Source organism: Hymenobacter ginkgonis (genome assembly GCF_009755225.1).
GTDB classification, from domain to species: Bacteria; Bacteroidota; Bacteroidia; order Cytophagales; family Hymenobacteraceae; genus Hymenobacter; species Hymenobacter ginkgonis.
Map to the genome: position 1 here is coordinate 92,439 of NZ_WQKZ01000008.1, position 26,371 is coordinate 118,809.

General features: G+C 52.7%; 23 protein-coding genes. 20 read left to right on the plus strand and 3 right to left on the minus strand.

The features are described from left to right. The first annotated feature begins 60 nt into the window (after nucleotides 1-60). The 10 genes from GO988_RS21880 (at nucleotide 61) to GO988_RS21925 (ending at nucleotide 12,693) form a co-directional block, all read left to right on the plus strand. Nucleotides 61-1,290 (plus strand): glycosyltransferase family 4 protein, encoded by a 1,230-nt coding sequence (locus tag GO988_RS21880; RefSeq protein ID WP_157569670.1) that lies wholly within the window; start codon nucleotides 61-63, stop codon nucleotides 1,288-1,290. A 470-nt stretch (nucleotides 1,291-1,760) separates the two neighbouring features. Next, complete coding sequence (locus GO988_RS21885; protein ID WP_157569672.1) at nucleotides 1,761-3,545, plus strand: ABC transporter ATP-binding protein; 1,785 nt, start codon at nucleotides 1,761-1,763, stop codon at nucleotides 3,543-3,545. Between the two features lie 189 nt (nucleotides 3,546-3,734). Next, nucleotides 3,735-4,886 (plus strand): glycosyltransferase family 4 protein, encoded by a 1,152-nt coding sequence (locus tag GO988_RS21890; RefSeq protein WP_157569674.1) that lies wholly within the window; start codon nucleotides 3,735-3,737, stop codon nucleotides 4,884-4,886. A gap of 101 nt (nucleotides 4,887-4,987) precedes the next feature. After that, nucleotides 4,988-6,139 carry a glycosyltransferase family 4 protein gene (locus GO988_RS21895; protein WP_157569675.1) on the plus strand — a complete coding sequence of 384 codons (1,152 nt, stop codon included), beginning with the start codon at nucleotides 4,988-4,990 and terminating at the stop codon, nucleotides 6,137-6,139. 141 nt (nucleotides 6,140-6,280) lie between these two features. After that, a complete protein-coding gene (locus tag GO988_RS21900) occupies nucleotides 6,281-7,186 on the plus strand; it encodes a glycosyltransferase family 2 protein (RefSeq protein WP_157569677.1) in 906 nt (301 codons plus the stop codon). Between the two features lie 19 nt (nucleotides 7,187-7,205). Next, nucleotides 7,206-8,087 (plus strand): glycosyltransferase family 2 protein, encoded by an 882-nt coding sequence (locus GO988_RS21905; RefSeq protein WP_157569679.1) that lies wholly within the window; start codon nucleotides 7,206-7,208, stop codon nucleotides 8,085-8,087. Between the two features lie 32 nt (nucleotides 8,088-8,119). Beyond that, a complete protein-coding gene (locus GO988_RS21910) occupies nucleotides 8,120-9,148 on the plus strand; it encodes an acyltransferase family protein (RefSeq protein WP_157569681.1) in 1,029 nt (342 codons plus the stop codon). Between the two features lie 7 nt (nucleotides 9,149-9,155). Then, entirely contained in the window at nucleotides 9,156-10,412 is a 1,257-nt protein-coding gene (locus GO988_RS21915; protein WP_157569683.1) for a glycosyltransferase, read from the plus strand. Between the two features lie 61 nt (nucleotides 10,413-10,473). Continuing rightward, a complete protein-coding gene (locus GO988_RS21920; protein WP_157569685.1) occupies nucleotides 10,474-11,544 on the plus strand; it encodes a glycosyltransferase family 4 protein in 1,071 nt (356 codons plus the stop codon). Nucleotides 11,545-11,736: 192 nt separating this feature from the next. Then, nucleotides 11,737-12,693, plus strand: a complete 957-nt coding sequence (locus tag GO988_RS21925; RefSeq protein ID WP_232341649.1) for a glycosyltransferase family 4 protein — start codon at nucleotides 11,737-11,739, stop codon at nucleotides 12,691-12,693. 8 nt (nucleotides 12,694-12,701) lie between these two features. Here the strand turns inward: GO988_RS21925 and GO988_RS21930 are convergent, their stop codons facing one another. Together GO988_RS21930 and GO988_RS21935 are read right to left on the minus strand one after the other, a co-directional pair. After that, on the minus strand, nucleotides 12,702-14,051 hold the full coding sequence (locus tag GO988_RS21930) for a hypothetical protein (protein WP_157569689.1): 1,350 nt from the start codon (nucleotides 14,049-14,051) through the stop codon (nucleotides 12,702-12,704). A 24-nt stretch (nucleotides 14,052-14,075) separates the two neighbouring features. Beyond that, nucleotides 14,076-15,347: a tol-pal system protein YbgF gene (locus GO988_RS21935; protein ID WP_157569691.1), complete on the minus strand. Its 1,272-nt coding sequence runs from the start codon at nucleotides 15,345-15,347 to the stop codon at nucleotides 14,076-14,078. A gap of 117 nt (nucleotides 15,348-15,464) precedes the next feature. On the opposite strand from GO988_RS21935, the gene GO988_RS21940 reads away from it, so the two are divergent. The 7 genes from GO988_RS21940 (at nucleotide 15,465) to obgE (ending at nucleotide 23,247) form a co-directional block, all read left to right on the plus strand. Next, nucleotides 15,465-16,382 carry an aminopeptidase gene (locus tag GO988_RS21940; RefSeq protein ID WP_157569693.1) on the plus strand — a complete coding sequence of 306 codons (918 nt, stop codon included), beginning with the start codon at nucleotides 15,465-15,467 and terminating at the stop codon, nucleotides 16,380-16,382. 39 nt (nucleotides 16,383-16,421) lie between these two features. Next, nucleotides 16,422-17,507, plus strand: a complete 1,086-nt coding sequence (locus GO988_RS21945) for an NAD-dependent epimerase/dehydratase family protein (protein WP_232341650.1) — start codon at nucleotides 16,422-16,424, stop codon at nucleotides 17,505-17,507. Nucleotides 17,508-17,513: 6 nt separating this feature from the next. Continuing rightward, nucleotides 17,514-18,284 carry a glycosyltransferase family 2 protein gene (locus GO988_RS21950; protein ID WP_157569695.1) on the plus strand — a complete coding sequence of 257 codons (771 nt, stop codon included), beginning with the start codon at nucleotides 17,514-17,516 and terminating at the stop codon, nucleotides 18,282-18,284. Between the two features lie 112 nt (nucleotides 18,285-18,396). Then, a complete protein-coding gene (locus tag GO988_RS21955) occupies nucleotides 18,397-20,643 on the plus strand; it encodes a sodium-translocating pyrophosphatase (RefSeq protein WP_157569697.1) in 2,247 nt (748 codons plus the stop codon). Between the two features lie 189 nt (nucleotides 20,644-20,832). Then, the gene (locus tag GO988_RS21960; RefSeq protein WP_157569699.1) at nucleotides 20,833-21,372 is read left to right on the plus strand and encodes a phosphoribosyltransferase; all 540 of its coding nucleotides are present in this window, start codon (nucleotides 20,833-20,835) and stop codon (nucleotides 21,370-21,372) included. A gap of 84 nt (nucleotides 21,373-21,456) precedes the next feature. Beyond that, nucleotides 21,457-22,080 carry an adenylate kinase gene (locus tag GO988_RS21965; RefSeq protein WP_157569701.1) on the plus strand — a complete coding sequence of 208 codons (624 nt, stop codon included), beginning with the start codon at nucleotides 21,457-21,459 and terminating at the stop codon, nucleotides 22,078-22,080. A gap of 171 nt (nucleotides 22,081-22,251) precedes the next feature. After that, the gene (gene obgE, locus GO988_RS21970) at nucleotides 22,252-23,247 is read left to right on the plus strand and encodes a GTPase ObgE (protein ID WP_317164950.1); all 996 of its coding nucleotides are present in this window, start codon (nucleotides 22,252-22,254) and stop codon (nucleotides 23,245-23,247) included. 26 nt (nucleotides 23,248-23,273) lie between these two features. Here obgE and GO988_RS21975 read toward each other — a convergent pair whose 3' ends face one another. After that, nucleotides 23,274-23,633, minus strand: a complete 360-nt coding sequence (locus GO988_RS21975; protein ID WP_157569703.1) for a hypothetical protein — start codon at nucleotides 23,631-23,633, stop codon at nucleotides 23,274-23,276. 176 nt (nucleotides 23,634-23,809) lie between these two features. Between GO988_RS21975 and GO988_RS21980 the strand changes: the two genes are divergently transcribed. The 3 genes from GO988_RS21980 (at nucleotide 23,810) to GO988_RS21990 (ending at nucleotide 26,353) form a co-directional block, all read left to right on the plus strand. Further along, nucleotides 23,810-24,379: a nucleotide exchange factor GrpE gene (locus tag GO988_RS21980; protein WP_157569705.1), complete on the plus strand. Its 570-nt coding sequence runs from the start codon at nucleotides 23,810-23,812 to the stop codon at nucleotides 24,377-24,379. Nucleotides 24,380-24,520: 141 nt separating this feature from the next. Beyond that, nucleotides 24,521-25,663 (plus strand): molecular chaperone DnaJ, encoded by a 1,143-nt coding sequence (dnaJ, locus tag GO988_RS21985; protein ID WP_157569707.1) that lies wholly within the window; start codon nucleotides 24,521-24,523, stop codon nucleotides 25,661-25,663. 183 nt (nucleotides 25,664-25,846) lie between these two features. Beyond that, on the plus strand, nucleotides 25,847-26,353 hold the full coding sequence (locus GO988_RS21990) for an RNA polymerase sigma factor (protein ID WP_157569709.1): 507 nt from the start codon (nucleotides 25,847-25,849) through the stop codon (nucleotides 26,351-26,353). Nucleotides 26,354-26,371: the final 18 nt, after the last annotated feature.

The following is a 26,371-nucleotide window of genomic DNA, read 5'->3' on the forward strand; positions in this document are numbered from 1 at the left end:
CTATTTCAAATAAGCTGCACGGATGTGCTAGTTGCCAACTATTACCGACCTTTGCACGCAATGAATATTCTAGTTGCTATTGAAGACTTACGAACAGGCGGTGCGCAGATATTTGGAATGCGCCTGGCCCAAGCGCTTCACGACCAAGGGCATAAGGTATATCTGTATAGTCATTATTCAAGTTACATTAACTATCCTTTAGTACAGCAGATAGCCCCCGACGTAGCTGTAATTGCTTTCACGCCAGCCCTGCCTGGTCTTGATTGGTTGACGCGGAAGGCGCAAGGGCTTTTTCGAAGATTTGGACGGCCTTTTCCAGTACGCGAGGCATTGGTAGAGCGCCATCTACGCCAAACGTTAGAGCAATTAAAAATCGATGTACTGAATTCGCACATGATTAAATCTGATTATGTAGCGGCGGCAGCAGCTACTAAATCTCACCCAGCGGTGCCCTTAGTAATTTCTATGCACGGCTGCTACGAAGACTTTTTGTATAAAGAATCAGAGCCTGAAGTTATTCTGCATTCTAAACAGGCTCTGCAACAAGCTTCCGGCGTAGTCTATTTGACTGAGAAAAACCTGGAAATATTCTCGGTGCCGGGCGTGCGACCCTTATCCAACCTGCCCCATGTGCAGATATACAACGGATTTGCAGGTAAGTTTTCAGCTCCTGACCAACTCCCTACCCGTGCGCAACTGGACATTGAAGAGCACGACATAGTCTTTGGGATGGTAGCGCGAGGTATTCCAGAAAAAGGCTGGCACTACGCTGTGCAGTCTTTCAACGAAGTAAGCCAGCACTTTCCGCAGGCACATCTGATACTAGTAGGCGATAGCGCTTATTTAGATGAGCTACGTGAGTCGACGAGTAACTCTAAAGTGCATTTTGTGGGATTTGTACCTAACCCTATCGATTGGGTTCGGCTATTTGATGTTGGTTTACTGCCCAGCTATTTCGCTTCTGAAAGCTTGCCAAATTCCATAGCCGAATACCTGTTCTGCAGCGTGCCCGTGATAGCAACACATATTGGTGAGGTACCCAAGATGCTAGCAGTACCAACCGGCGGCATTGCCGGAGTATTGCTCGACCAGAATGGTAACGGTCTTACTGAGCCTGCCGCCCTCACCGCTGCTATTCAAGAGTACCTGACTAACCAGCCTTTACTAGCTGCCCACCGGGCACTAGCTGCTCAATGCTTCGAGAAATTTCGGATGGCGCATTGCGTAGCAGCCTACGAAGAGTTTTTTGACAAAGCTCAGTACTCCGGTAAAGCTATCGCAACTGCATAATGCTTAGTATTGCCGAAGGCGCAACAATGGTATACCGCCAGTATTCGTGGGCAATACCATTTTTCTTGGCAGCCCGTATGCCAAGACATAAATTCTAAATGCCTTTGATAGACCATGTTGACTCTGCTAGAAGGTTTGGACAACCAGGCGAGTACATAGCTCAGATGTGAGTGAGGAGATAGTAAGGTCAGATAAAACCTATTGCCGCGTAAGCAAGAGGTTATCAAGCTAATGATAAATCTCCTAGTGAACCTATGCGGCTATCCCTTGCAGAACAGAAGATAGGTGCTTGGTAGTAAATAAATGGTTATGAAAGTGCGCTGTAAATCAGTGCGATAATCATGAATACATTGGTTTGTAGCTAGTGCCTAAAGTAGGATGGAGCTTCCCTGCCTGTGTCTTTTCCTCTTCACCTCATCCATATTTATGCGTAACTTTGTAGCTTAATTCCTGATAGGCTACTGTAAATTATGATAAATGGTATTATTTCTTATTCGCTTCGTAGTGTCTCTTATTACTTAACTGTAAAACAGAAACGCCAAGCGGTAGTGCAGTTTATTTTATTGCTTATCTCATCAGTGCTTGATGTCTTTGGACTGGCTTCGCTGGTTCCGGTATTATTAGTAGCGGCCGAGCCGGGCGGAGTGCACAGTAGCCGCTTTTTCTACCCAATTTATCAAGCATTAGGTTTTAGCTCTGAACGAAGCTTTTTAGTAGCACTGATTGTAGTGCTGCTAATCTTTTTTCTGCTCAAGAATATATTCAGCACTTGGGTTAACTTTCTGCAAGCGCGTTTTACCGCCGCAGTGGGCTTGGATATAGTCCGTCGTCAGCTGCGCAAATACTTGCATCTGCCTTTTTGGAATTTTACTGACCTCGGCTCGTCCAGTCTGATTAATAGTACGCTGCAAGTTCCTAACAGCTACGTCAACGCTATAATAAGGCCGCTATTTGTCTTCTTCTCAGAGCTAACGGTTATTGCTGTCATTACCATTGCCATCTTGGTGTACAAGCCAGTACTGATAGCGGTACTGGCTTTTGTACTGGTACCTACTACTTTGCTGACGTACCGCGCTTTGCGGGCAAGGTCGCAAGCTATTGGCAATCAGTTGAATGTGTTGAGACCTGCGGCGTTAGGTATAGTTAGTGACTTGTTTTCGGGCTTTGTCGAATTGAAGCTGGCTGGCCGGCAGCAGCGTTTTGCCGACCGGCTACTTAGAAACCAAAGTGATGTACAGGATTTAGATGCAGAGGTTTATTTGCATTCAATGCTGCCCGTGCGCATTATTGAAATGGTCGCCATTATTGGAGTGTTAACCATCTTCCTGTATTCACTTTACGGTTCAACTGGCAATGGAGGTTTAATTGCGTTGGTGGGCATGTTTGCTGCTGCTGCTTATCGCCTCATGCCCTCAGTAAATCGCCTACTCACTTCCATGATGCACCTAAAGCAACATCAGTATACGATTGAGAACCTAGAGCTATTTAGGGCACCCGAATATGATGAAATGCCACCGGCACAGCAATTACCACTAAGTTTTCGGCATGAGTTAACGCTGGATAACATCTCTTTCCGCTTCCCTAGTCAGGCCCCCGAAGAAGCTCCTGCTTTGCAAAACATAAGTTTGCGGATTCGCAAAGGTGATAAAATCGGTTTTATTGGCACTTCAGGTTCTGGTAAGACTACTCTCATGAATATACTGCTGCGGTTCTATCGGGAACAGCAAGGCCAGGTGCTGGTGGATGGCGAGCCTCTTACTCCACAGCACATACAGGCCTGGTACGAATTAGTAGGCTACGTGAAGCAAGATACCTTCTTAATGGAGGCCTCAATTAAGGATAATATTACGTTAGGAGCGCCATCAGAAGAAATCAATTCCGAACGCTTGCATTATGCTATCGCACAAGCCTCGCTTACAGATTTTGTAGCTACGCTTCCCGATGGTTTAGATACCTTTATTGGCGAGCGCGGCTCTAAGCTATCTGGGGGACAGCGGCAGCGTATTGGCATTGCGCGCGCTATGTATAAAAAAGCACAGGTTTTGATTCTGGACGAAGCTACTAGTGCGCTTGATAATGAAACGGAACGAGAAGTTAATGAAGCTATAAACGCACTTGCTCAAACAGACATAACCATTCTCATCATTGCGCACCGTATTACTACCCTGCGTGAATGTGACCAGATTTATGAATTGAAGCAAGGTAGGGTTATTGCTGAACATCAGTACCAGGAGCTAGTGCAGGGGATTGTTTAGGCGCTAATAAGCAGCTTGTTAAGTGTAACTCTAGTGGCTTATTTGTAAAGCGGTTTTAGCAATACAATAACTTGCAAAGAGCACTGTTTTAAAATACTACTAAGGTCTTGATGTAATTGTAGACTGACGATAGAAAGTTGTCTAATCAATTATATCCTGTCAGGCTGCCTTAGTGATTAATTATTATATATGGCATCCTTGGTTTTTATTGGCCATGAAGCTTCCCTCACCGGGGCCCCCTACACACAACTATACTTGCTGCAATGGCTGCGTACGCATACGCCGCACGCAGTTGAGCTGATATTGCTGCGGGGTGGCCCCTTACTACCAGAATTTGAAAAGGTCGCTACGGTGCATGTCGTACATAAGTATGGGGCTTACCCTTCGTTAGGCCAACGGATACTGCGCAAGGCAGAAGCATTAACGAACTTGCGACTCCGGTCTATTTTTGACAAAATAGCAAAAACTAAACCTAGCTTGATATTTGCAAATACTGCACCTGCGCTAGAGTTTGCAGTGAAAGCAAAACACTTGCTTAAAGTGCCTTTGCTACTTAATGTACACGAATTGGAATCGACTTTTTTTTATACTGATGCTAAAAAATTCGCTGCTAATTCCCCGGAAATAGATTCTTTTATTCCGGGTTCGCAGGCTGTAAAAGAATTTTATAAAACATTCTGTAACATTCCAGAAAATCGTACTCATATTGTTTATGATTTTACAGGGAATACATCAGTAGGTATTTCAACGGCTGCTTCAATAAGGCAACAGTATAATATCCCTGCTAATGCCAAAATTATTGGAGGTATAGGAGCATTCAATTGGCGTAAGGCACCCGATTTATTTTTGCAAGTTGCACAGCATTGCAAACGGCAAGGAGACGGTGATGCATTCTTTATTTGGGTCGGTGGCGATTTAACTACGCAAGTTTTCAAGGAATTTGCCTATGACATTCGGTTGATGGGACTGAGCGAGCAGGTGCGCTTTGTGGGCACCAAAACGGATTTGCGCGGTTTCTACGAGGCCTTCGATGTGTTTCTGCTAACGTCTCGCGAAGACCCGTTTCCGCTGGTGTGCATGGAGGCGGCCCTGTCGGGCAGCCCCGTGATTTGCTTTGCCGAAGCCGGGGGCATGCCCGAGTTCGTGCGCCAGGATGCCGGCTTCGTAGTGCCCTATGCCGACACGCAGGCCATGAGCGAGAAAACCAGCTACCTGCTGGCCCATGCTGACGTGCGCCAGGCCATGGGCCGGGTAGCGCAGCAGCGGGCCGAAAGCGAGCACACCATCGACGTGATTGGTCCCCAGATGTACGCCCTGATGCAGCCCTTTCTCTCCCGCTGAGCACTACCCCCCCCTCCCTCGCCCGCCGCTAAAATTGCTTTTGTATTAAATAATTAGCAACCAGCTTTGCAGAAAGCTGCCTCGGCAATTCACCGTTCTATATGGCATCCTTGGTTTTTATTGGCCATGAAGCTTCCCTCACCGGGGCCCCCTATGCACAACTGTACTTGCTGCAATGGCTGCGTACGCATACGCCGCACGCAGTTGAGCTGATATTGCTGCGGGGTGGCCCCTTACTACCAGAATTTGAAAAGGTCGCTACGGTGCACATTGTTCATAAATATGAACCTACACTTTCTTTAGGCAAGCGTATTATTCGTAAAGTTGAATCGCTAGCTAATGTGCATATCAAAGGTATTTTTAAAAATCTAGCCAAAAAAAAACCCGTACTTATATTCGCTAATGCTGCTCTTACGTTGGCACTTGCTGTTGAAGTTAAGCATTACCTAAAAGTGCCGCTTTTGATTAGTGTACATGAGTTAGAGTCTACCTTTTTCTATATTGATGCGAATACATTTGCAAAGCATGCAAAAGAGATAGATTTTTTTATTCCTTGTTCACGAGCAGTTAAGGAATTCTATCAGACGTTCTGCACCATTCCCGAGAGCCAGACGCGCGTCGTATACGACTTTGCTGGTGTGCGGCTAGCTGATGTTTCTACTGCAGCTTCTATCCGCCAAGAGTACAATATTCCACCTGAGGCTAAGCTAGTAGGAGCAGTAGGGTCACTAGGTTGGCGTAAGGGTACTGATTTATTCTTGCGGGTAGCACAGCATTTCAAGGAGCAAGGAGAAGCCAACGTGTTTTTCATTTGGGCGGGCGGTAAAGAAAAATCTCCTGAATACCAAGAAGTAATGCACGACATTCGGTTGATGGGGCTGAGCGAGCAGGTGCGCTTTGTGGGCACTAAAACGGATTTGCGCGGTTTCTACGAGGCCTTCGATGTGTTTCTGCTAACGGCCCGCGAAGACCCGTTTCCGCTGGTGTGCATGGAGGCGGCCCTGTCGGGCAGCCCCGTGATTTGCTTTGCCGAAGCCGGGGGCATGCCCGAGTTCGTGCGCCAGGATGCCGGCTTCGTAGTGCCCTATGCCGACACGCAGGCCATGAGCGAGAAAACCAGCTACCTGCTGGCCCATGCTGACGTGCGCCAGGCCATGGGCCGGGTAGCGCAGCAGCGGGCCGAAAGCGAGCACACCATCGACGTGATTGGTCCCCAGATGTACGCCCTGATGCAGCCCTTTCTCTCCCGCTGAGCACTACCCCCCCCTCCCTCGCCCGCCGCTAAAATTGCTTCGCAATGCATTCAACTTTTTATAGGCACCTAGTTTTAGCATTATTTGCGAGTAAATCCTTTGGTTTCTATTTAATAGGTATCAATACTAAAAACAGTGTTTATGGATGTGTCTGTAATAATTATAAATTATAATACCTTTAAGCTTACTTGCGAGGCGATAGCTTCTATTCAAGCATACACAAAGGGAGTAAGTTATGAGATTGTTTTAGTCGATAATGCCTCGACTGAGTGTGACCCAATATCTTTTACAGAAAGATTTGGAGAATCTATTAAATTAATTTGCAACCCAGTCAATTCTGGTTTTGCAAAAGGAAATAATTTAGGTATTGAGTATGCAGTAGGCGATACGATTTTACTTTTTAATTCGGATGCAGCATGTTTAAATGATGCGTTGACTTTAACATATAAAGCCTTGCAGGCTAATGCTAAATTGGGTATAACGACTGCTCGTCTAGAATACCCTAATGGGCAATTACAGTATCAATGCGGTAGGTTTCCATCTTTGCGCTTACAACTGCTCGAATTGTTGCGCTTGCAAAAGCTAATGGGGCAGGAGCAGACCGGGCGGATTTTGCAAGGAGGTTTCTTTGACCATCTATCAGAATTGGAGCCAGATTGGGTATGGGGAACCTATTTCCACTTCCGACGCAGTATTCTAACTGAGCTTCCAGGTGGCCACCTACCCGATGAGTTCTTTATGTATGCGGAAGATTTGGAGTGGAGCTATGCCATACGGAAGTTGGGCTATGCTATCCGATATGTACCGGCGGCACGGGTATTGCACCATTTCTCGCAAAGCACAAAGCAGGAAAAAAAGCTTAACCAGCAGCGCATGATACTTCAAAATGAAGATACTTTTCTGCGGCGGGAATATGGAGAATTGCACACAAAAGCATATTACCTGGCTCGCTGGCTTACTTTGCGTTCTACCCGAGGTGAAAACGGTGTTCAACTGCATTTAGCCAACCAATATGCTCGTTTACTACGTGGAAAAGAATTATTATAATAGTATTTAATACTTATTTATGGCGCCATTTTTCTCTATAATTGTTCCATGTTACAACAGGGCTGATAGTCTCGCGGCTACCGTACGCTGTATTCTGGAACAGCATGAAGATGATTTTGAACTTATTCTAGTGGATGATGGTAGCCGCGACAATACTCAGGAAGTAATAGCCGAATTTACTGACCCTCGTATTCGATATTTCTTTAAAGAAAATGGCGAGCGCGGAGCTGCACGTAATTATGGAGCATTACGTGCAAGGGGACAGTATTTAAACTTTTTTGATTCGGATGATGAAATGTACCCCAATCATCTGCAAGTGGTGAAGGATTACATTGCTGAGAAAGGGAAAGTGGAAATAATTCATACAGGTTATGAGCGCCTTGATTGGAATGGGAGGCTAATTGCAGAATTTTGCCAATGGAATACACCTACTAACGAGGTATTGTTATACGATAATCCGTTAGCTTGCAACACAGTGTTTGTGCGGACGGATATAGCCTTGGCTAATCCATTTGTGGAGGACCGCCGGTTGGCCTCTGCAGAAGATTGGGAGTTATGGCTACGATTAGCTAGCCAATACACTTTTCATTCTATTCACGCCAAAACTTTTTGCTTGCGTGAGCATGAAGAACGCAGCCTAAATACCATTGCGCCAGAAACTGTGCGCCAACGCGACGAACTTTTTGGGCAATTGGTCCAAGCAAACCGAACCTTTGCCCAGCGTTACCCTGGGCATGTTGGGCAGTTTGTGGCAGACCGATATACGTTTATCACTCTTACCCTTGCCCTAAGCAAGGATAATCGTGGCACTGCTTTGAAGTATCTGTGGCGAGCCATACAGCAAGACCCAACGGTAATATGGCGGCGCCGTTTTCTTGCTTCTATTAAGCATTTATTATAACTGCCACTTTTTGTATCCAAGACAAGTTATTCATGGAGCCCAATACTATTACGCAGCTGCCGCCACGTACTGCGAATAAGCATGTGTCAGGACTAGCTTTGTTACGAGGAGTAGCGGCCCTTAGCGTAGGGCTATTCCATTTTACAGGGGCAGTACTGCCTAAGCTACACGTTGATGCAGTTGCATCATTATTTGCTAGTGGCTGGCTTGGGGTAGAGGTGTTCTTTGTAATTTCCGGGTTTGTGATTCCATATAGTTTGCTGGGAAAAGGCTATACTATAAGGGATTTTTTACCCTATATGGCTAAGCGAATAACCCGTATTAATCCGCCTGCCTACCTTGCCTTAATACTTGTGGTGGCACAGTGGTATTTAATAGATTATTTTATTTCTCATGAAATAAAATATACGAAGGGATTGTCGGCAATGCAGTTGGCTCATAATGTGTTTTTTACAATCCCTTTTAGCGAATATGGTTGGATTATAGGGATATTTTGGACTTTAGCAATAGAATTTCAATTCTACATTATTATAGGATTATTATTTAATACAGTATTTGAGCGCACGACTATTCTGCCTTTTATAGTTGCTTTCTTGTTATTAGGCCTGGTGCAATATCTGCCATTTCGTACTGGTGATAATTTCTTTCACTTCAGCGCCTTATTTGCTATGGGTGGGATTAGTTTATATAGAAAGCTAGGCAAGGTAAGTATACCTATTTATTTGTCGCTTTTGCTTGCCTTTACGATTGTTGCTTACTTAGAGATAGGTATTTACCATGCTATTGCAGGGCTACTAACTGCTCTTTCTATTCAATATGTAAGTTTAGAGAACTCCGTAACTCGTTTTTTGGGTAAAATATCCTATTCTTTTTATTTAACCCACGCATTAGTTGGAAGTACTTGTGAGTTTGTGTTGGTTAAATTTATTTCTACTGTGCCAACAGGTAATCGGTTAGGCATGCAGGCTATCTGCTTATTGGTAGCAATTGGGGCAGCTTATATCTTCTACCTGGTTGTAGAGCAACCGTTTATGAGGTTAGCAGGTAGAATTAGAGCGTAACAATTACATGTTGCAGGTTGAAATGAAAAAGAAGGTATTAATGCTCATTCCAAACTTTGGATTGGGGGGCGCACAACGGGTTTTTCACGACCATAGTGTTGAATTAGCTCGTCATTATCAGGTTACGGAAGCAGTTTTTAACCTGGACGGCGGCAATATGTACCCTAGCTCGAACGAGCTAGTTAGCTTGGAGGTCACAGGCGATGGCAGCCCTGCTACGAAGCTGCGGAACTTCTGGCGGCGTATTACGCGCCTGAAAGCCTTAAAGCAGCGTCTGCACAGCGACGTAAGTATTAGCCATTTAGAAGGTGCTGACTATGTAAACCTATTGAGTAAGGGTAGGGAAAAAATTATACTTTGCATTCACGGTTCAAAGCTGCATGATGCTAATATCAAAGGGCCTGTGGGGTGGCTGCGTAAAAGTGTGCTGATGCCCGCGCTTTATAATCGTGCTGACCGTATTGTGACTGTAAGCCGCGATATCATCCCGGAATTAGTGACGGGGTTTGGTGTAAAGCCTCACAAGCTTTTAACAATTAATAATTTTTTTGAAGTGGCTCAAATCGAGGCAAAAAGCCACGAGCCTCTATCCGCTGCTGAGTTGGCGGTATATGCAGCCGCGCCGATACTAGTCACGTCGGGGCGGCTAACGCTGCAAAAGAATCAAGCTCCATTGCTAGACATATTCGCCGCGCTGCTGCAAAAAAAGGCCGCTAAACTCGTTTTTGTAGGTGATGGGGAGTTGCGAGAGGTCCTTACTGCCCATGCGCGGCAGCTGGGCTTGCGCGTGTACGCTGCTTGGGAAGAACCTACGCTGCTTACCCCCGACTTCGATGTGTATTTTTTGGGTTTGCAGCAGAATCCATTTAAGTATTTGCGGCCGGCTACTGCTTTTGTATTTCCTTCTGCTTGGGAGGGATTTCCAATGGCCTTGGGTGAGGCGATGATTTGCGGCTTACCGGTACTGAGCACCGATTGCCCTACCGGCCCCCGCGAAATGTTGGCGCCCGCTACGGTTGCGCCGCCTACCCCCCTCCGCCAGGCGGAGCTCGGCGCGTATGGACTGTTGCTTCCTATGCTCACCCAAGCGGCAACGCTCGCGGCTGACCAGGCAGTTTGGGCGAGTACACTCGCTGCTTTGCTCGCCGATAAGGCTGAGCAGCAGCGGCTGGGTACGCTGGCACGCGAGCGGATGCAGGATTTCACCCGCGAACGTATTTCCAGCCAATGGATAAAGCTAGTGGAGGAGGTGTGCAGTGAGTAATGCTGCGCCAGTGGTACTAGTAGTCGATAATTCGCGTGCCGTAACGGGCGCCCTGAATGCTATGCGCCACGCTACCAATTCGCTACGCCCTGCGCTGCGCTTTGAATATGTGCTGCCCACGGGCAGCGGGGGTAGGGCGGTGCTCGAAGCGGATGGCTACGTAGTGCATGAATTGCCCTTTGTCGAAATAAGTAGGCGCAAGGCCGACTTATTGCTTTATGGGCCCATGCTGCTGCTGAATGGCTGGCGCCTTTACCGCTTGGCTCGCCGCCAAGGAGCCCGCATTATCCATCTAAACGACTTTTATAACCTGACTGGCTACGTGGCCCGGTTGCTGAGCCTAGGCCGCTTACAAGTGGTGACGCATGTGCGGTTTCTGCCCCAAAGCTTGCCGCAGCCGCTGGCCCGTAGCTGGCGCTGGCTAGCCGAGCGAGCGGCTAGCCGAGTGGTATGCGTGTCGGAAGCCGTACGGCGCTACTTTAGTGTAAACCCCAAGGTGCAAGTAATTTATGACCCGTTGCCGGGGCAAGAGCGCTACCCAGCGCCAGTACACCCGCCCCGCCCCGATGGCACGGTACAGTTGCTTTACCTGAGCAATTACATCCAAGGCAAAGGGCAGGACTTGGCCTTGCCAGCCTTTCGGGCGGCATATGCGCAGAATAGCCGCCTGCGCCTGCGCTTTGTGGGCGGCGATATGGGTATGCTCAAAAACCAACAGTTTCGGCAGCAGCTCGAAGCCAATGTTGAGCAAGCCGGCCTGCAAGCGGTGGTAGCGTTTGGCAGCTTTGCAACCGACGTAGAAAAGGAGATGAAGGCGGCGGATATCATCCTGAATTTTTCCGAATCCGAATCTTTTTCACTCACTTGCCTGGATGCGCTATTTTATGGCACGTCCTTGATTGCTAGCGACTGCGGTGGCCCGGCCGAGCTATTTGTAAATGGTGAATCGGGGCTGCTGGTGCCCAACCGCGATGTGGCAGCCATGGCCAGGGCAATCAACCAGCTTGCCGCCGATGCCGACCTGCGTACTCGTTTTGCTGAAGCTGGGCGCCGGTTTGTGCGTCAAAAATTTGCGCCCGCGCACACCTTTGAGACCCTCGCTGCTCTATATCAGCAGGTGCTGGCCAAGTAAGGGGGTAGGGGCTAGCGGCCGTAACTTTGTAGTTCTCCTTATGCCGGGCTTCTTGGGTCGGTTTCGTTGGTTTTGCGTATTCTATTTCTAACTCCCTACCCTGCCGGGCGGGCTCCATCACAACGCTTTCGCTTTGAGCAGTACCTGGATATCCTAACTGCCCACGGCCATGAGTATCGGATAGCACCTTTTTTGAGCGAAGCTACCTGGCGCATTTTGTACAAACCGGGGCAAGCCATACAGAAGGGGGTAGGGATTTTAGGTGGTTTTGGGCGGCGGCTGAGGCATCTGCTGGCCGCCCCAGCTTACGACTTTGTATTTATCCACCGCGAGGTGGCGCCCCTAGGCCCTCCCGTTTTTGAATGGCTGCTGACGAAAATGCTGCGCAAGCGGGTTATCTACGACTTCGACGACGCCATTTGGCTGGCCAATACGTCGGAAGCTAATCGCATAGCGGCCGGCCTGAAGTTTCACCAAAAAGTTGATAGCATTTGCCGCTGGGCTTATAAGAATAGCTGTGGCAACGCCTACCTGGCCGCCTACGCTCGGCAGTTTAACCCAAGTGTGGTCATCAATCCCACGACGATTGATACGGTGCACTTGCACAACCAAGTGCGCGACCAACTAGCGCCTGGTCCGCTAGTCATTGGCTGGACGGGCACGCACTCGACACTCAAGTACTTGCTGCCGCTGGTGCCCGTCATAGCCCGGCTCGAAGCCGAAGGCTTTGACTTTGAGTTTCGCGTTATTTCCAATCAGCAGCCCGTGTTTACCCAGGAACTGCGTTCCCTGCGCTTCGTGCCCTGGCAGAAAGCGACGGAAATCGCCGATTTGCTTACTTTTCACATGGGCCTGATGCCGCTCGAAGACGACCTGTGGGCCCAAGGTAAGTGCGCCTTTAAGGCCTTGCAATACATGGCTTTGGGTATTCCGGCACTAGTATCACCCGTTGGCATGAATACCGAAGTGGTGCAGGATAATTATAATGGCTACATCTGCCAGGAGCCCGAAGACTGGTACCAGCGGCTGCGCCAGCTGCTAACCGATGCCGCGCACCGGCAAGCCCTGGGCCAAGCGGCCCGCACCACCATCGAGCAGCGTTACTCGGTACGAGCCAATACGCCAGTTTTTCTTCAGTTATTTTCTTAGGCCTAAGCTTAAGCTAGTTGGGGCTGTCGCGCCGCTACTCGCCGCGAGCGGGCTGCCACTGGCTGGGTAATGCTTTCCAAGATGTATAGCCCTGCTAGGTAGAACGGCATGAGCGGAATTTTGTAGCGCACCAGCGTACCAAAGTTGCCGCTGGAAATACCTACTGATATAGCAAAAATGAGGCTGAACACAAAGCACAGAGTTAGCACCGGAGTGCTGCTGATGGCCTTTAGGGTTTTAGCCAAACCTACTCTAAAGAGAATGCGGCCGGTGAGCACAATAAAATAAGTAGCCTCCAACGCCGATAGCGCCATAGTAGGGTTGCGGGCTTCCCACAGAAATGGACGAAATAGCGCCACGACTACCGCTTGCGGTGCCAGCTTGGCCATACCAGCTAAGGTGCCATCCTGCTCGCCAATGTTGTAGCCTGAGCCATTTTCCGTCTGGCTTACGCCTTGCAGATAAGTAGCCGTGAGCTTGCTCTGCTCGCCGATTTTGTCGAGGTTGAAGCGGGCATCAGCCGCCGCAATGGCGCCCATCGCGTAGATGGCGATACCCGCACCAACGAGTAACAAAAAGGGCTTTGCTACCCACCGAACGGCAGTAGACTGAATGCGGGCCGTGTTTTCATTGAGCACCCACAGGGCAGCGGGGGGCACAAAAGCCAGCAGGATATATATCTTCATGGAGGAGATGGTACTGGCGGCTAAAATGCCTATCACTAGGCAGCGCACAATATTCTTCTTCTCGATGGCCCCCCGGTAGAAAGCGTAAAAAAGCCACCCTAGCGCCCCAATGCATAGCGAGTCTTTCAGCAAGCCGGAGCCCCAAAAAAATACGGAGGGTAGGAAGAATACAGCCGTAGCCAGTTCCTTGTATACCTGGGGTCTAATCTTGGCGAATGTGATATACATGGCCCACATTCCGCTGAAGCTGACAACGGCGAACAGCAGGGCAGTAACCGAGTAGGTGTTGAACCCTAGTATAGCCCCGAGGCCGGCCATGCGCACTACAAAATACTCGTTGCTACCCTTGCCAAACCAAGCCATCTGGCTGGTATAAGGCTCGATACGGGCGGTAAGCGTGCCATTAGTAGTCAGCAGTTCCCAGCCTGCACCAAAGGAGTTGCCAAAGGCTTTGTAGATAATTTCTCCGTGGTGAAAATAGTTGTTGGTGTCGCCAGCGTAGATGGTATGGTACAGAATGCCTAACGCTATAGCACCGAGCACTTTGAGCGATAAAGCCGGGATAAAATACTTTTTGGTATAGACGTTGGTTACCGCCGGACGAAGCGCAAATGCTAGCGCGTATATCAGCCCTAAGTAGAAAGGGGTAAGCAGAAAATCCTTTATATCCATAGCATAGCTGGCATTGCCCGAACCCTAAGAATTTTTCTTGAGCCAATTTTTCGCTTCCTTATACTGCTCCGACTTATGGTCGGCTTTGTCGGCCACCACTGCATAGTAGCGGCGGGCGGCCACTACGTCGTGGTCGCGGTCGGCCATGCGGGCCAGGTTGGCATTGGCGAAGAGGTAGAAGCCACCGTCCGTTTCGCCGTTGCTTTCGGCAAACACGATGCAACGCTGGTAGTAGTCCTTGGCCTTGGGCAAGTCACGGTACTTAAACTGCATGAGGTAGCCCATGAAATAAGTGGCGTAGCGCCCGCTGGAAGCCTCATACCCTGGCATGCCGGCATTGAGCTTCGCAATCATATCGCGGCTGACGCGCTCGCACTCCGCAAAATCGGCTTGGTCGAAGCTTAGCAAAGCGTAGAAGCGGGCGAAGTAGCCATTGTCCGGGTATTTGAGGGCCAAGCCACGGGCGATGGGCATGGCGGCAGCCGTCTGGTGCTCATCGTTGTGCAAGAGCTTCATAAGGAAAACCTTAGCCTCAACCCCGGTGTAGAAGCCAGTCTCAGCAACGGTGCGAAGCTGGCTTAGCCCGAGCTGTTTGTTGCCTTTGGGGAAGAACAGCAATACAGGCTTGAGCAGGGGGTAGTTGTCCGGAATCCAGACGGCGTAGTAATTGAACAACGCCTCGCCAAACAGAAATTCGGGGCTCAGGCCGTTGGCCTCGCGGCTTTTCTGAAGATAATTGAGGGCACGCTTGCTGCTGACGGTAGCTTTGCGCCAGTTGTGGCGCTCGGCATTGAGGCGGGCATCAAAACCATTGGCCGCCGACAAAAAAAAGTAGCCTTCGTAGTTGCGAGGGTCGGCCTTAATGAGGCGTTCGCTGTACGTGTTGGCCGTATCCATGTAGGCAAAAAACAGCTTGTCGTATTGCGTGCTGTTAAAATTGGTCGGCATTATTTTCCACCATGTACTCAGGCCCAGCAAGAAGTAAGGCATGGGGTGGTGGGGATAGCGGCGGCGGAGCGAACGGAATTGCTTTTCTGCTTTGTCGTATTTGAAGTTGTAGAGGTTTTGCACTGCGCCGTCGAGCTCCAACTGAATGTCCTTATCGAGCAGCAGCCAGCCCTTGGTATCGGCTGCGGTGGGTAGTACGTTCACGGTATCGACCGCAATGGTCCGCATAGAAGGTACCTGGCCTACTCGCAGGCGGGTAGTGTCCGGAGTTTGCTGGGCCTGGCCAGTTAGCACAGTGCCGAGCAAAACCAGCAGTAGCAAGTGTGAAAACCGAATGAGGGCGGGCATACGGGCAGAAAAAACGATAAGGAAGTAGGATATTTCCCGCAGGGAAGACGCAATAGACTAACGAAAGTACGGCGGCGGCCCTAGCTTTGGCCGCACACTACTAGTAGGTTCGGCTTTATGCAGCTTCTTCAAACCCTTTGCCAGTTTCCGGCTCCTTCGGGCGCGGAAGCCGGGCTGACGCGCTTTATCCTCGATTATGTGGGGCAGCACGGCGCTAGCTGGCGCCAGCCGCCCCTGGTAGTGCACGACGAAAGCCGGTTTCAAGATTGCCTGCTGCTGGTATTTGGGCAGCCGCGCACCGCCGTGTTTGCCCACCTCGACAGTATTGGCTTCACGGTGCGCTACGGGCGCGAGCTGGTACCGATTGGCGGGCCAGAGTGCGTGGCTGGCTACCGGCTGGTGGGACGCGATTCGCAAGGGGAAATTGACTGTACATTAACCGTTGACGAAGAAACGGAGGCGCTGGGCTATGAGTTCAGCCGCACCATCGAGCCCGGCACCAGCCTCACCTTCGCCTGCGACTTTCGCGAAACCACTACCACCGTGCAAAGCTGCTACCTAGACAATCGCCTGGGCGTATGGTGCGCCCTGCAACTAGCCGAAACCCTCGAGCACGGCATCATCGCCTTTTCGTGCTGGGAAGAGCACGGCGGCGGCTCGGTACCCTACCTAGCCCGATTTATTTACAATACCTATGCGGTGCGGCAGGCGCTTATTATGGATATAACCTGGGTGACGGAAGGCGTGCGACCAGGCCAGGGCTGCGTCATCTCGCTGCGCGACTCGCTTATTCCGCGCCGCAGCTACGTCGAGCGCATCCGGCGTATTGCCGAGGCGGCCGGTATTCAGCACCAACTAGAAGTAGAAGGCATTGGCGGCTCCGATGCCAAAGACTTGCAGCGCAGCGAGATGCCCTGGGACTGGTGCTTCGTGGGGGCCGCCGAAGATGAGGTGCACACGCCCCACGAAATCGTGCACAAAGCCGACATAGCCAGTATGCTGGCACTCTACCAGGTGCTACTCCGCGAGCTGTAGAAGGGGGTAGGGCAGCGGGGCACGGGTTATCCAGTAATTTTGACGGCTAAAGACAGCACGTTGAAATCTATCCTCATTACTGGTGGCGCCGGCTTCGTCGGGTCGGCGCTGGCGCTGCAGCTCAAGCGGGCCTACCCCGGCTGCCACCTCATCGCCTTCGATAACCTAAAGCGCCGCGGCTCGGAGCTCAACCTACCCCGGCTGCGGACGGCGGGGGTAGAGTTTGTGCACGGAGATATTCGCAACCCGGAGGACTTTGATGCCCTACCCCCCGTCGAGGTTCTCATCGAAGCCTCGGCCGAGCCATCGGTGCTGGCGGGCCTCACCTCGGCGCCCGACTACCTTATTAACACCAACCTCAACGGCACGGTCAATTGCTTGAACTATGCCCGGCAGCACGGCGCGGCGTTTATATTTTTGAGTACCAGTCGCATTTACCCAATCAATCAAATTGAGCGCATCCGGCTCGAAGAAACTGATACGCGCTTTGAGGTGAGCGCCGAGCAGCCGTTTGGCGGTATTTCGCCCCGCGGCCTGGCCGAAGATTTTCCCCTCGAAGGCTATCGCTCGCTCTACGGTGCCACCAAGCTGTGCTCGGAGTACTTGATTCAGGAATACCACCATTTTTACGGGCTGCGCACCGTTATTAACCGCTGCGGCGTGCTGGCTGGGCCTTGGCAAATGGGCAAGGTAGACCAAGGCGTGGTGGTGCTGTGGGTGGCGCGCCACCTGTGGCAGCAGCCGCTGGGCTACTTTGGTTTTGGGGGGGTAGGCAAGCAAGTACGCGATATTATGCACGTCGATGACTTGTTTGACTTGGTCAATTTTCAGCTGCAAAACCTGGACCTGGTAAATGGCAAGACACTTAATGCCGGTGGTGGCCGCGCCATCAGCGTAAGCTTGCAAGAGCTGACGGCCATTTGCCAGCGCGTGACGGGCCACGTAGTGCCCATTGCCGCGCAGGCCGAAAACCGCCAGGCCGACATCGCCCTTTACCTCACCGACAACACCCGCGTAACGGAGCTAACTGGCTGGCAGCCGCGGCGTTCGGTAGAGCAGATAGTGACTGACGTGTACCACTGGCTGCGCGATAACGAGGCCCAACTCAAGCCCATTTTAGCCTAAGTTGGTATGAAACTGAGCGTAGTCATTCCGGCCTACAACGAGGAAGAAAGTATTGGCGAAACGCTGCATGCCCTGCACGCCCAGCTGGTAGCCGAGCAAATTGACCACGAAATTGTGGTCACCAACGACAACTCTAAGGATAACACCCTGAGCCGCTTGCAGGCGCTGACACGCGAAATCCCTACCCTCACGTTTTACACCAACCCCGGCCCCAACGGCTTTGGCTACGCCGTGCGCTACGGCCTCGAGCGCTACCAGGGCGACTGCGTGGCCGTGATGATGGCTGACCTCTCGGACGACCCCGCCGACCTCGTGCGCTACTACCGCAAGTTGCAGGAGGGCTACGACTGCGTGTTTGGCAGCCGCTGGATAAAAGGTGGCCGCGTTATCGACTACCCCGGCCCTAAAAAGTACATCAACCGCCTGGCCAATACCATTGTGAAGGTGTTATTTAGGCTGCGCTACAACGACTGTACCAACGCCTTTAAGCTTTACCGGCGCGGCACCATGGAGGGGCTAAAGCCATTTTTGTCGCCGCACTTCAACCTCACGCTCGAACTACCGCTTAAGGCAATTGTGCGGGGCTACAGCTACGCCGTTATCCCCAATTCCTGGACTAACCGCCAGTACGGCGAGTCGAAGCTGAAAATCAAGGAAATGGGGAGTCGGTATTTTTTTATCATGATATACTGCCTGATAGAGAAATACTTCTCGCAGGGCGATTTTCGCAAGCGCGAAACAGGGAGCTCGGCGGCCGCGCCTGGCCCGCGGGGCTAGGCAGGGGGTAGGGCACGGCGTGGGCTGCTAAAGCAGGGAAAAGGACCCGCCAAAGACCGGGAAATTCGCTTACATTTACCGGCCTAACCTTCTCCCACTCACCGTCTTGCTTATGACACCTTTTCTCTACGCCGTGCCCGTGCTGGGCATTTTTGCTTTAGGGTATACTTGGTTGCGCGCGGGCTGGGTCACCCGCCAAGCGGCCGGCGACGAACGCATGCAAACTATCGCCGGCTACATTGCCGACGGGGCCATTGCGTTTTTGCGGGCCGAATACCGGGTGCTGGCGCTATTTGCCCTCATTGCCTCGGTGTTTTTGGGCTACCTGGGCTTCACCGGCGAGCGGTCGAGCCCGATTATTATCATCGCCTTTTTGATTGGGGCGGTGTTTTCGGCCACGGCGGGCTTTATCGGGATGAAAATCGCCACCAAGGCCAACGTGCGCACCGCGCAGGCTGCCCGCACCTCGCTCAGCCAGGCGCTGAACGTGTCGTTTTCGGGCGGCTCGGTGATGGGCATGGGGGTAGCAGGGCTGGCCGTATTGGGGCTGGGCGCGTTGTTTATTGTATTCTACCAATTGTTTGTGGTGCGGCTGGGCGGCTCGGCTAGCGGCGTCGAGATGGAGAAAGCGCTGGAAGTGCTCACCGGCTTTTCGCTGGGTGCCGAAAGCATTGCGTTGTTTGCGCGCGTGGGCGGTGGCATCTACACTAAAGCCGCCGATGTGGGCGCCGACCTCGTAGGCAAAGTGGAAGCGGGCATTCCGGAGGATGACCCGCGCAACCCCGCCACCATTGCCGACAACGTGGGCGATAACGTGGGCGACGTAGCCGGCATGGGCGCCGACTTGTTCGGCTCGTACGTGGCTACCATTCTGGCTACTATGGTGCTCGGCCGCGAAGTGCGTTTGGGCACCAGCGACGCGTTTGGCGGCCTGTCGCCCATTTTGCTGCCCATGGCTATTGCCGGTTTAGGCATTGTGGCTTCGCTGGTAGGCATTTTGGCGGTGCGCGTGAAGGAGGGGGGTAGCGTGCAAGCCGCACTCAACCTAGGCAATAACGTTTCGATTGTGGTGTCGGGCCTGTTCTCTTACCTGTTAATTAAATGGATGCTGCCGGCTGGCGACATCACCGTTCGCGGCTATACCTTCGATGCCAACCACGTTTTTTACGCCGTACTGGTCGGCTTAGCGGTAGGCTTTCTGATGAGCACCATCACGGAGTATTACACCGCGATGGGCAAGCGCCCGGTCATGAGCATAGTGCAGCAAAGCAGTACTGGCCACGCCACCACCGTCATCGGTGGGCTGGCGGTAGGGATGGAAAGCACCGTGCTGCCCATCTTGGTGCTGGCCGCGGGTATCGTGCTCAGCTTCGAGGCAGCGGGCCTCTACGGCGTGGCCATTGCGGCGGCCGGCATGATGGCCACCACCGCTATGCAGCTGGCCATCGACGCTTTTGGCCCCATTGCCGACAATGCCGGCGGCATTGCCGAAATGAGCGAGCTGCCTAAAGAAGTGCGCGAGCGTACCGACATTCTCGACGCGGTGGGCAACACCACGGCCGCCACCGGCAAGGGCTTTGCCATCGCCTCGGCGGCGCTTACTTCGCTGGCGCTATTTGCGGCCTTCATGGGCACGGCGCACATTAGCACCATTGATATCTCGAATGCACGCGTGCTAGCTGGCCTCTTTGTGGGCGCCATGATACCGTTTATCTTCTCAGCCCTTGCCATTTCGGCGGTGGGTAGGGCGGCCATGGCAATGGTGCAGGAAGTGCGCCGGCAGTTTCGGGAAATACCCGGCATCATGGAGGGCACCGGGCGGCCCGAGTATGAGAAGTGTGTGGCCATTAGTACGCAGGCTGCCATCCGGGAGATGGTACTGCCGGGCGCCATTGCTTTGCTCACGCCCATCCTCATCGGCTTTGCGTTTGGGCCCGAAGTGCTGGGCGGCACGCTGGCCGGCGTCACGGTGAGCGGCGTGCTCATGGCCATGTTTCAGAGTAACGCCGGTGGCGCCTGGGACAATGCCAAAAAGTCGTTCGAGAAAGGCGTGATGGTTAACGGCAAAATGGAGTTCAAAGGCTCCGACGCCCACAAAGCCAGCGTAACCGGCGACACCGTAGGCGACCCCTTTAAGGATACCAGTGGCCCAAGCATGAACATCCTTATCAAGCTCATGAGTATCGTGTCGCTGGTCATTGCCCCGCATATTGCTCGCCCCGGCGGCGAGCAGGGCATGGCACCTGCCACCACCCGCGAGCGCTTAGTACTGCCCCAGCCCCGCGTGCAACTAGTGCAACAAGCTGCCCCAGCCGCCGCTGAAGCCATACTCCTAACCGCTCTGCGGCAGCTCCAATGAAACTTGGGGGGTAGCCTTATTACGCAGGTTTTATGCCCGATAGGCGTTAAAAGGCGAGGGTGTGGGGGGCGCAAAAACATCCGGTGTTCATCTACAAAATCTGCGTAATCCACCCGGTCCGAAAAATCCGTACTGCGGCCCACCTTACCTTTGCACCCCAAACGGCCACCCGGGCCGCTTCCTACCTGCATGGGTTACCCCCTGATTACGCTTCACAACAAGCCTTTTCGGCCTTATTTGTCCGCTGCTGAACTGGCCACGGCTATTGATAAAGTGGCTGCCCGCCTCAACGCCGACTATGCTGGCCGCCGCCCGCTGTTCGTGGTTGTGCTCACGGGCGGGTTCATGTTTGCCACCGACTTGCTCAAGCGCTTCACCGGCGAATGCGAGATTGTATTCATTCGCGTGGCTTCCTACGAGGGCACCGACAGCACCGGCAAAGTGCAGGAAATCATGGGCTTGCGTGAAGATGTGCAAGGTCGTGATATTATTTTAGTAGAAGACATCGTGGACACGGGTACCACCCTGCACCACCTGCTCCCCACGCTGCAAGCCAACAACCCGGCGTCTATCGAGATAGCGGCCATGTTTTTCAAGCCGGCTAGCCTTCGCTACCCGTTGACCTTGAACTACATGGCTCTGGAAATTTCCAATGACTTTGTGGTGGGCTACGGCCTCGACTACGACGGCCTGGGCCGCAACCTGCCCGACGTATACGTGGCCGCATAACGGCTCTTGTGTGTAATTTGGGCTGTAGCCCGCCAATCTTCCCGCCCCGCGTGGCTGCTGCAGTCGCGTTAACCTTGTTCCTCCATGCATAACATCGTTCTATTCGGCCCGCCCGGCGCGGGCAAAGGCACCCAAAGCCAGAAGCTCATCGCCCAGTATAACCTGGTGCACCTGAGCACCGGCGACTTGTTGCGGGCCCAGATTACGGAAGGAACTGCCCTCGGCCTGAAAGCTAAAAAGCTGATGGACGAAGGCCTGCTCGTACCCGATGAGGTGGTTATCGGCATGATTGGCAGCGCATTGAGTGCTAACCAGCAAGCCGCTGGTTTCATTTTCGATGGCTTCCCGCGTACCACGGCCCAGGCCGAAAGCCTCGACCGCCTACTGGCCGAGCACCACACCAAGGTAGCCTGCATGATTGCCCTCGAAGTAGGGGAGGAGGAGTTGGTGAAGCGCTTGCTCGAGCGCGGCAAAACCAGCGGCCGCCCCGACGACCAGGACGAAACCAAAATCCGCCGCCGCGTAACTGTTTACAACACTGAAACTGCGCAAGTCGCTGGCTATTATGCCGCTCAGCATAAGTTTCACGCTCTCAACGGCATTGGCAATATCGACGATATTTTTGCCCAAATCTGCCTGCTCATCGACCAGCACAAGCCGGCCGTAGATGAGGCGCCCGCCGCCGCTACCCGCGAGGTAAAGGCGTAGGGCTTGCTTCCCGCTAGCGTTGGCGTTGAAAAGAACGTCATGCTGAGCCCCGCGAAGCATCTCGCGTGCAGTTGTTAGGCACTACCTAGCGGCAGCACCCGAGATGCTTCGCGGGGCTCAGCATGACGTTCTTTTTGACCTATAATTTTCAAACTCATACCTTTTGCTACCGTGGCTAATAATAACTTCATCGATTACGTCAAAATCACCTGCCGTTCGGGCAAGGGTGGGGCGGGCTCGCACCACTTCTTCCGGGCCAAAGGACTGCCCAACGGCGGCCCCGACGGCGGCGACGGGGGTAGGGGCGGCCACATTATCTTGGAAGGCAGCTCGCAACTCTGGACACTGCTGCACCTACAATACCGCAAGCACCTTTTTGCGCAGGATGGCGAGGGTGGCGGCCCAAACCTGCGCTCCGGCGCGCAGGGCGAGGATATTGTCATTCAGGTGCCGCTGGGCACCGTGGCGCGCGACGCTGAAACGGGCGAAATGAAGCTCGAAATTACGGAGGAAGGCCAACGCCTTATCCTCACGCCTGGCGGCCGCGGAGGCCTTGGCAACGACCACTTTAAGACTTCTACCAACCAGGCGCCGCAGTATGCTCAGCCCGGCGAGCCAGCCATTGAGGAGCAGGTTATTCTAGAGCTCAAGCTGCTGGCCGATGTAGGCCTGGTGGGCTTCCCCAACGCGGGTAAAAGCACCTTGCTTTCAGTCGTGTCGGCGGCCAAGCCCAAGATTGCCGACTACGCGTTCACGACCTTGGTGCCCAACCTGGGGGTAGTAGCCTACCGTGATTATCAATCATTTGTGATGGCCGACATTCCGGGCATCATTGAGGGCGCGGCCGAGGGCCGAGGCTTGGGTACGCGCTTCCTGCGCCACATCGAGCGCAACTCTATGCTGCTCTTTATGATAAGCTGCGATAGCAAAGACATTGCCGCCGAATACGCGGTATTGCTGGGCGAATTGCAGCAATTCAACCCCGATTTGTTGGATAAAAAGCGCCTGCTGGCCATCACCAAGTCCGACATGCTCGACGAAGAATTGGAAGCCGACATCTTAGCCTCCCTACCCCCCGATTTGCCACCGACCGTCTTCATCTCCAGCCTCACTAACAAAAATATCCAGCGGCTGAAGGACATGATTTGGGGCGCACTGCACGAGTAAATAGCGTAAGCTTAATACTTCGTGCATCATCCCTGCGGAAACCGTAGCTCAGCTAGTGTTTGGTAAACCTGCTCCGGGTCTTGTTGACCGTGGTAGTTTAGGTGGAGCAGTAGCAACTGGTTGGTAAACAACCAGCCATCTCGGGGATGAAGCAAAAAAAAGCCTTTTGGCTTAGTCCACTGCTGGGCTATTAGTGCTAAAGGTTTTTGGGATACTACTGACCAAGTTGCCCTACCCCCGGCAATAGTAGGAAGGTAGTGCCGGCCAATAATGAGCTGTGCTATTTCTTCGATTGTCGAATTATCAGCGGCTTCAAATAGGTAAGTGTGCGGAGCATCCGCGTCATCACCGGCTGCTACACTGCTTCTGGTAAGTTGAACTTGCATAAGAAAAATCAGTGTCTAGGACAAAACAGTCAACTAACGTGACGCAAACTACAAAGTCTGCACCGGTGCCTGTGCCAAACTGGCAGCCTCCCCAGCTTTGGCAAATTCATTGAGCCTTACCCATCACCCATATGGGAACCCCTTTCACCAGCCGATTCCGCCATTTTTTCCAGAAAATGACTGACGATAAGAATATGAATCCAGACGACCAGCCCCTGACTGACAGCGCTACCGAGCACATCGCCGGCGAGCAGGACCTTACTACTGACGCGGCTACCCCCGAGGTGGGCGCTAGCGAAGGCAGCACCCGCGCAGAAACCGAGCTGGCCGACCTCAAAGACAAATACCTGCGCCTGGCCGCCGAGTTTGAGAATTACAAGCGCCGCACTGCGAAGGAGCGTACCGACCTCTTCAAAACGGCCAACCAGGAACTGATGGTGGCCTTGCTACCCGTGCTCGACGATTTTGACCGCGCCCGCCAGCATACCCAGGGCACTGCCGACCCAGCCGCGCTGCAAAACGCACTTGATATTACGCATAATAAGCTCAGCAAGACCTTGCAGCAGAAGGGCTTAGCCTTAATGGAAGCTAAGGGCGGTGATTTCGACGCCGACTTGCACGAGGCCATCACGCAAATTCCAGCTCCGAGCGACGATTTGCGCGGCAAGATTGTTGAGGAGATTGAAAAAGGCTATTACTTAGGTGATAAGGTTATCCGCCACGCCAAAGTGGTGTTGGGACAATAAACTCTATTTATACTTGTCATTGCGAGCAAAAAGAAGCAAGCGCATCCGAACGACTCCGTCCACGCTGGTAGCGTGCTGTTAGCTTGTTAGGGTGCGCTTGCTTCTTTTTGCTCGCAATGACAAGTCATTTTCTAAAGAAAAATGGCAACCAAGCGCGATTATTACGAAGTATTAGGGATAGCAAAAAATGCGGAAGGCGACGTCATTAAGTCGGCCTACCGCAAGATGGCTATTAAGTATCACCCCGATAAAAACCCCGACGACCCCACGGCCGAGGACAAGTTTAAGGAAGCTGCTGAAGCCTACGAGGTGCTCAGCGACGCCGATAAGCGCGCCCGCTACGACCGTTTTGGGCACCAGGGCGTGGGTGGCAACGGCGGCGGTGCGCCCAATATGGAGGATATTTTCTCGCAGTTTGGCGACATTTTTGGCGGCGGCGGTGGGGGCTTCGACGGGTTCTTTGGCGGCGGTCGCGGCCAGGGCCGGCGTGTGAAGAAGGGCTCCAATTTGCGCATCAAGCTCAAGCTTGATTTGGAAGAAGTAGCTAACGGCGTCGAGAAAAAAATTAAGGTGAAACGCTACGTGGCTTGCCAGCCGTGCAGCGGTACCGGCGCCAAAAATGGCACCGAGCTCAAAACCTGTGCTACCTGCCAGGGCCAAGGCCAGGTGAAGAAAGTGGTGAACACGATGCTCGGCCAAATGGTGAGCGCTAGCACGTGCCCTACCTGCCACGGCGAAGGCAAGACTATTTCGGCTACCTGCGATGTATGCAAAGGTGAAGGCCGCCAGCTGAATGAGGAAGTCATTCCGATTAACATTCCGGCCGGCGTTGCCAACGATATGCAGCTGAGCATGAGTGGTAAAGGCAACTTTCCGGAGCGCGGCGGCGTACCCGGCGACCTGCTCATTCAGATTGAGGAGGAGCCGCACGAGTTCCTGAAGCGCGACGGCAACAACATTATGTTCGAGCAGTACATTAGCTTCGTGGATGCCGCGCTGGGTACCAACTTAGAAGTGCCGACTATCGAAGGCAAAGTAAAAATCAAGGTAGACGCGGGTACCCAGCCGGGCAAGATTTTGCGTCTGCGCGGCAAGGGCATTAAAGACCTGAACGGCTACGGCCGCGGCGACCAGCTCATTCACCTGAATGTGTGGACGCCCAAAAACGTGAGCAACCAAGAGCGTGAGCTGTTGGAGAAGCTGCGCGACTCGGACAACTTTACGCCGCATCCTGGCAAGAACGAGAAAGGTTTCTTCGAGAAAGTGAAGGAGTATTTTCAATAATCAACAGATTTAAACGGATTGCCTCGATTTAGTTGATTCGTGCGGTTCGCTGAAGCCCTACTTAGCCATTGGCTAAGTAGGGCTTTTTTTTGTGTTCTTGCGCCTTTTGCTGAGAAAAATCTGGCGGCCTGTAATGCGCAGCCGGAACCAACGATTAACCTGCTCGAAACTCCTACCCCCCGCATGAGCGCTGCCCCGTCTGCTGATTTTTTGGCTGCTTTGCACGACTACCAGCCCCTTGTGCGGCGGGTGTGCCGGCTCTACTGCCAGGACGCCGACGACCGGCAGGATTTGTTTCAGGAAATCGTGCTGCAGCTGTGGCGGGCGTGGCCGCGCTACGTGCCGCAGCCCGATGCCAAGCTCAGTACCTGGCTCTACCGCATTGCCCTGAATGTGGCCATTAGCAACTTGCGCCAGCGCATCCGCCGGCCCGCTGCGGTGGGCCTCGAGCAGGAAGCTTGGCACCTCGTGCAGCCCACCGATGGCAGCGCCTACGAGCCCGAAGAAACCGCGGCCCTCTACCGGGCCATCGACCGGCTCTCGGACGTGGACAAGGCCTTCGTGCTGCTCTACCTGGAAGACCGGCCCTACGAGGAAATGGCCGACATCCTGGGTATTACTCAGAACAATGTGCGCGTGAAAATGCACCGAGTGCAGGAGAAGCTGCGTCGCCAACTAGTTCGTAATTAGTGCTTAACGAATACCTAC

Excerpts from the sequence above, each read along its gene's own strand:
- GO988_RS21960 (WP_157569699.1), top strand. The coding sequence starts at position 20,833 with ATGGGTTACCCCCTGATTACGCTTCACAACAAGCCTTTTCGGCCTTAT.
- GO988_RS21965 (WP_157569701.1), top strand. The coding sequence starts at position 21,457 with ATGCATAACATCGTTCTATTCGGCCCGCCCGGCGCGGGCAAAGGCACC.
- GO988_RS21935 (WP_157569691.1), bottom strand. The coding sequence starts at position 15,347 with ATGCCCGCCCTCATTCGGTTTTCACACTTGCTACTGCTGGTTTTGCTC.
- GO988_RS21900 (WP_157569677.1), top strand. The coding sequence starts at position 6,281 with ATGGATGTGTCTGTAATAATTATAAATTATAATACCTTTAAGCTTACT.
- GO988_RS21990 (WP_157569709.1), top strand. The coding sequence starts at position 25,847 with ATGAGCGCTGCCCCGTCTGCTGATTTTTTGGCTGCTTTGCACGACTAC.
- GO988_RS21950 (WP_157569695.1), top strand. The coding sequence starts at position 17,514 with ATGAAACTGAGCGTAGTCATTCCGGCCTACAACGAGGAAGAAAGTATT.
- GO988_RS21885 (WP_157569672.1), top strand. The coding sequence starts at position 1,761 with ATGATAAATGGTATTATTTCTTATTCGCTTCGTAGTGTCTCTTATTAC.
- GO988_RS21975 (WP_157569703.1), bottom strand. The coding sequence starts at position 23,633 with ATGCAAGTTCAACTTACCAGAAGCAGTGTAGCAGCCGGTGATGACGCG.
- GO988_RS21920 (WP_157569685.1), top strand. The coding sequence starts at position 10,474 with ATGCGCCACGCTACCAATTCGCTACGCCCTGCGCTGCGCTTTGAATAT.
- GO988_RS21940 (WP_157569693.1), top strand. The coding sequence starts at position 15,465 with ATGCAGCTTCTTCAAACCCTTTGCCAGTTTCCGGCTCCTTCGGGCGCG.
- GO988_RS21915 (WP_157569683.1), top strand. The coding sequence starts at position 9,156 with ATGTTGCAGGTTGAAATGAAAAAGAAGGTATTAATGCTCATTCCAAAC.
- dnaJ (WP_157569707.1), top strand. The coding sequence starts at position 24,521 with ATGGCAACCAAGCGCGATTATTACGAAGTATTAGGGATAGCAAAAAAT.
- GO988_RS21955 (WP_157569697.1), top strand. The coding sequence starts at position 18,397 with ATGACACCTTTTCTCTACGCCGTGCCCGTGCTGGGCATTTTTGCTTTA.
- GO988_RS21930 (WP_157569689.1), bottom strand. The coding sequence starts at position 14,051 with ATGGATATAAAGGATTTTCTGCTTACCCCTTTCTACTTAGGGCTGATA.
- GO988_RS21910 (WP_157569681.1), top strand. The coding sequence starts at position 8,120 with ATGGAGCCCAATACTATTACGCAGCTGCCGCCACGTACTGCGAATAAG.
- GO988_RS21980 (WP_157569705.1), top strand. The coding sequence starts at position 23,810 with ATGACTGACGATAAGAATATGAATCCAGACGACCAGCCCCTGACTGAC.
- GO988_RS21905 (WP_157569679.1), top strand. The coding sequence starts at position 7,206 with ATGGCGCCATTTTTCTCTATAATTGTTCCATGTTACAACAGGGCTGAT.
- GO988_RS21880 (WP_157569670.1), top strand. The coding sequence starts at position 61 with ATGAATATTCTAGTTGCTATTGAAGACTTACGAACAGGCGGTGCGCAG.
- GO988_RS21890 (WP_157569674.1), top strand. The coding sequence starts at position 3,735 with ATGGCATCCTTGGTTTTTATTGGCCATGAAGCTTCCCTCACCGGGGCC.
- GO988_RS21895 (WP_157569675.1), top strand. The coding sequence starts at position 4,988 with ATGGCATCCTTGGTTTTTATTGGCCATGAAGCTTCCCTCACCGGGGCC.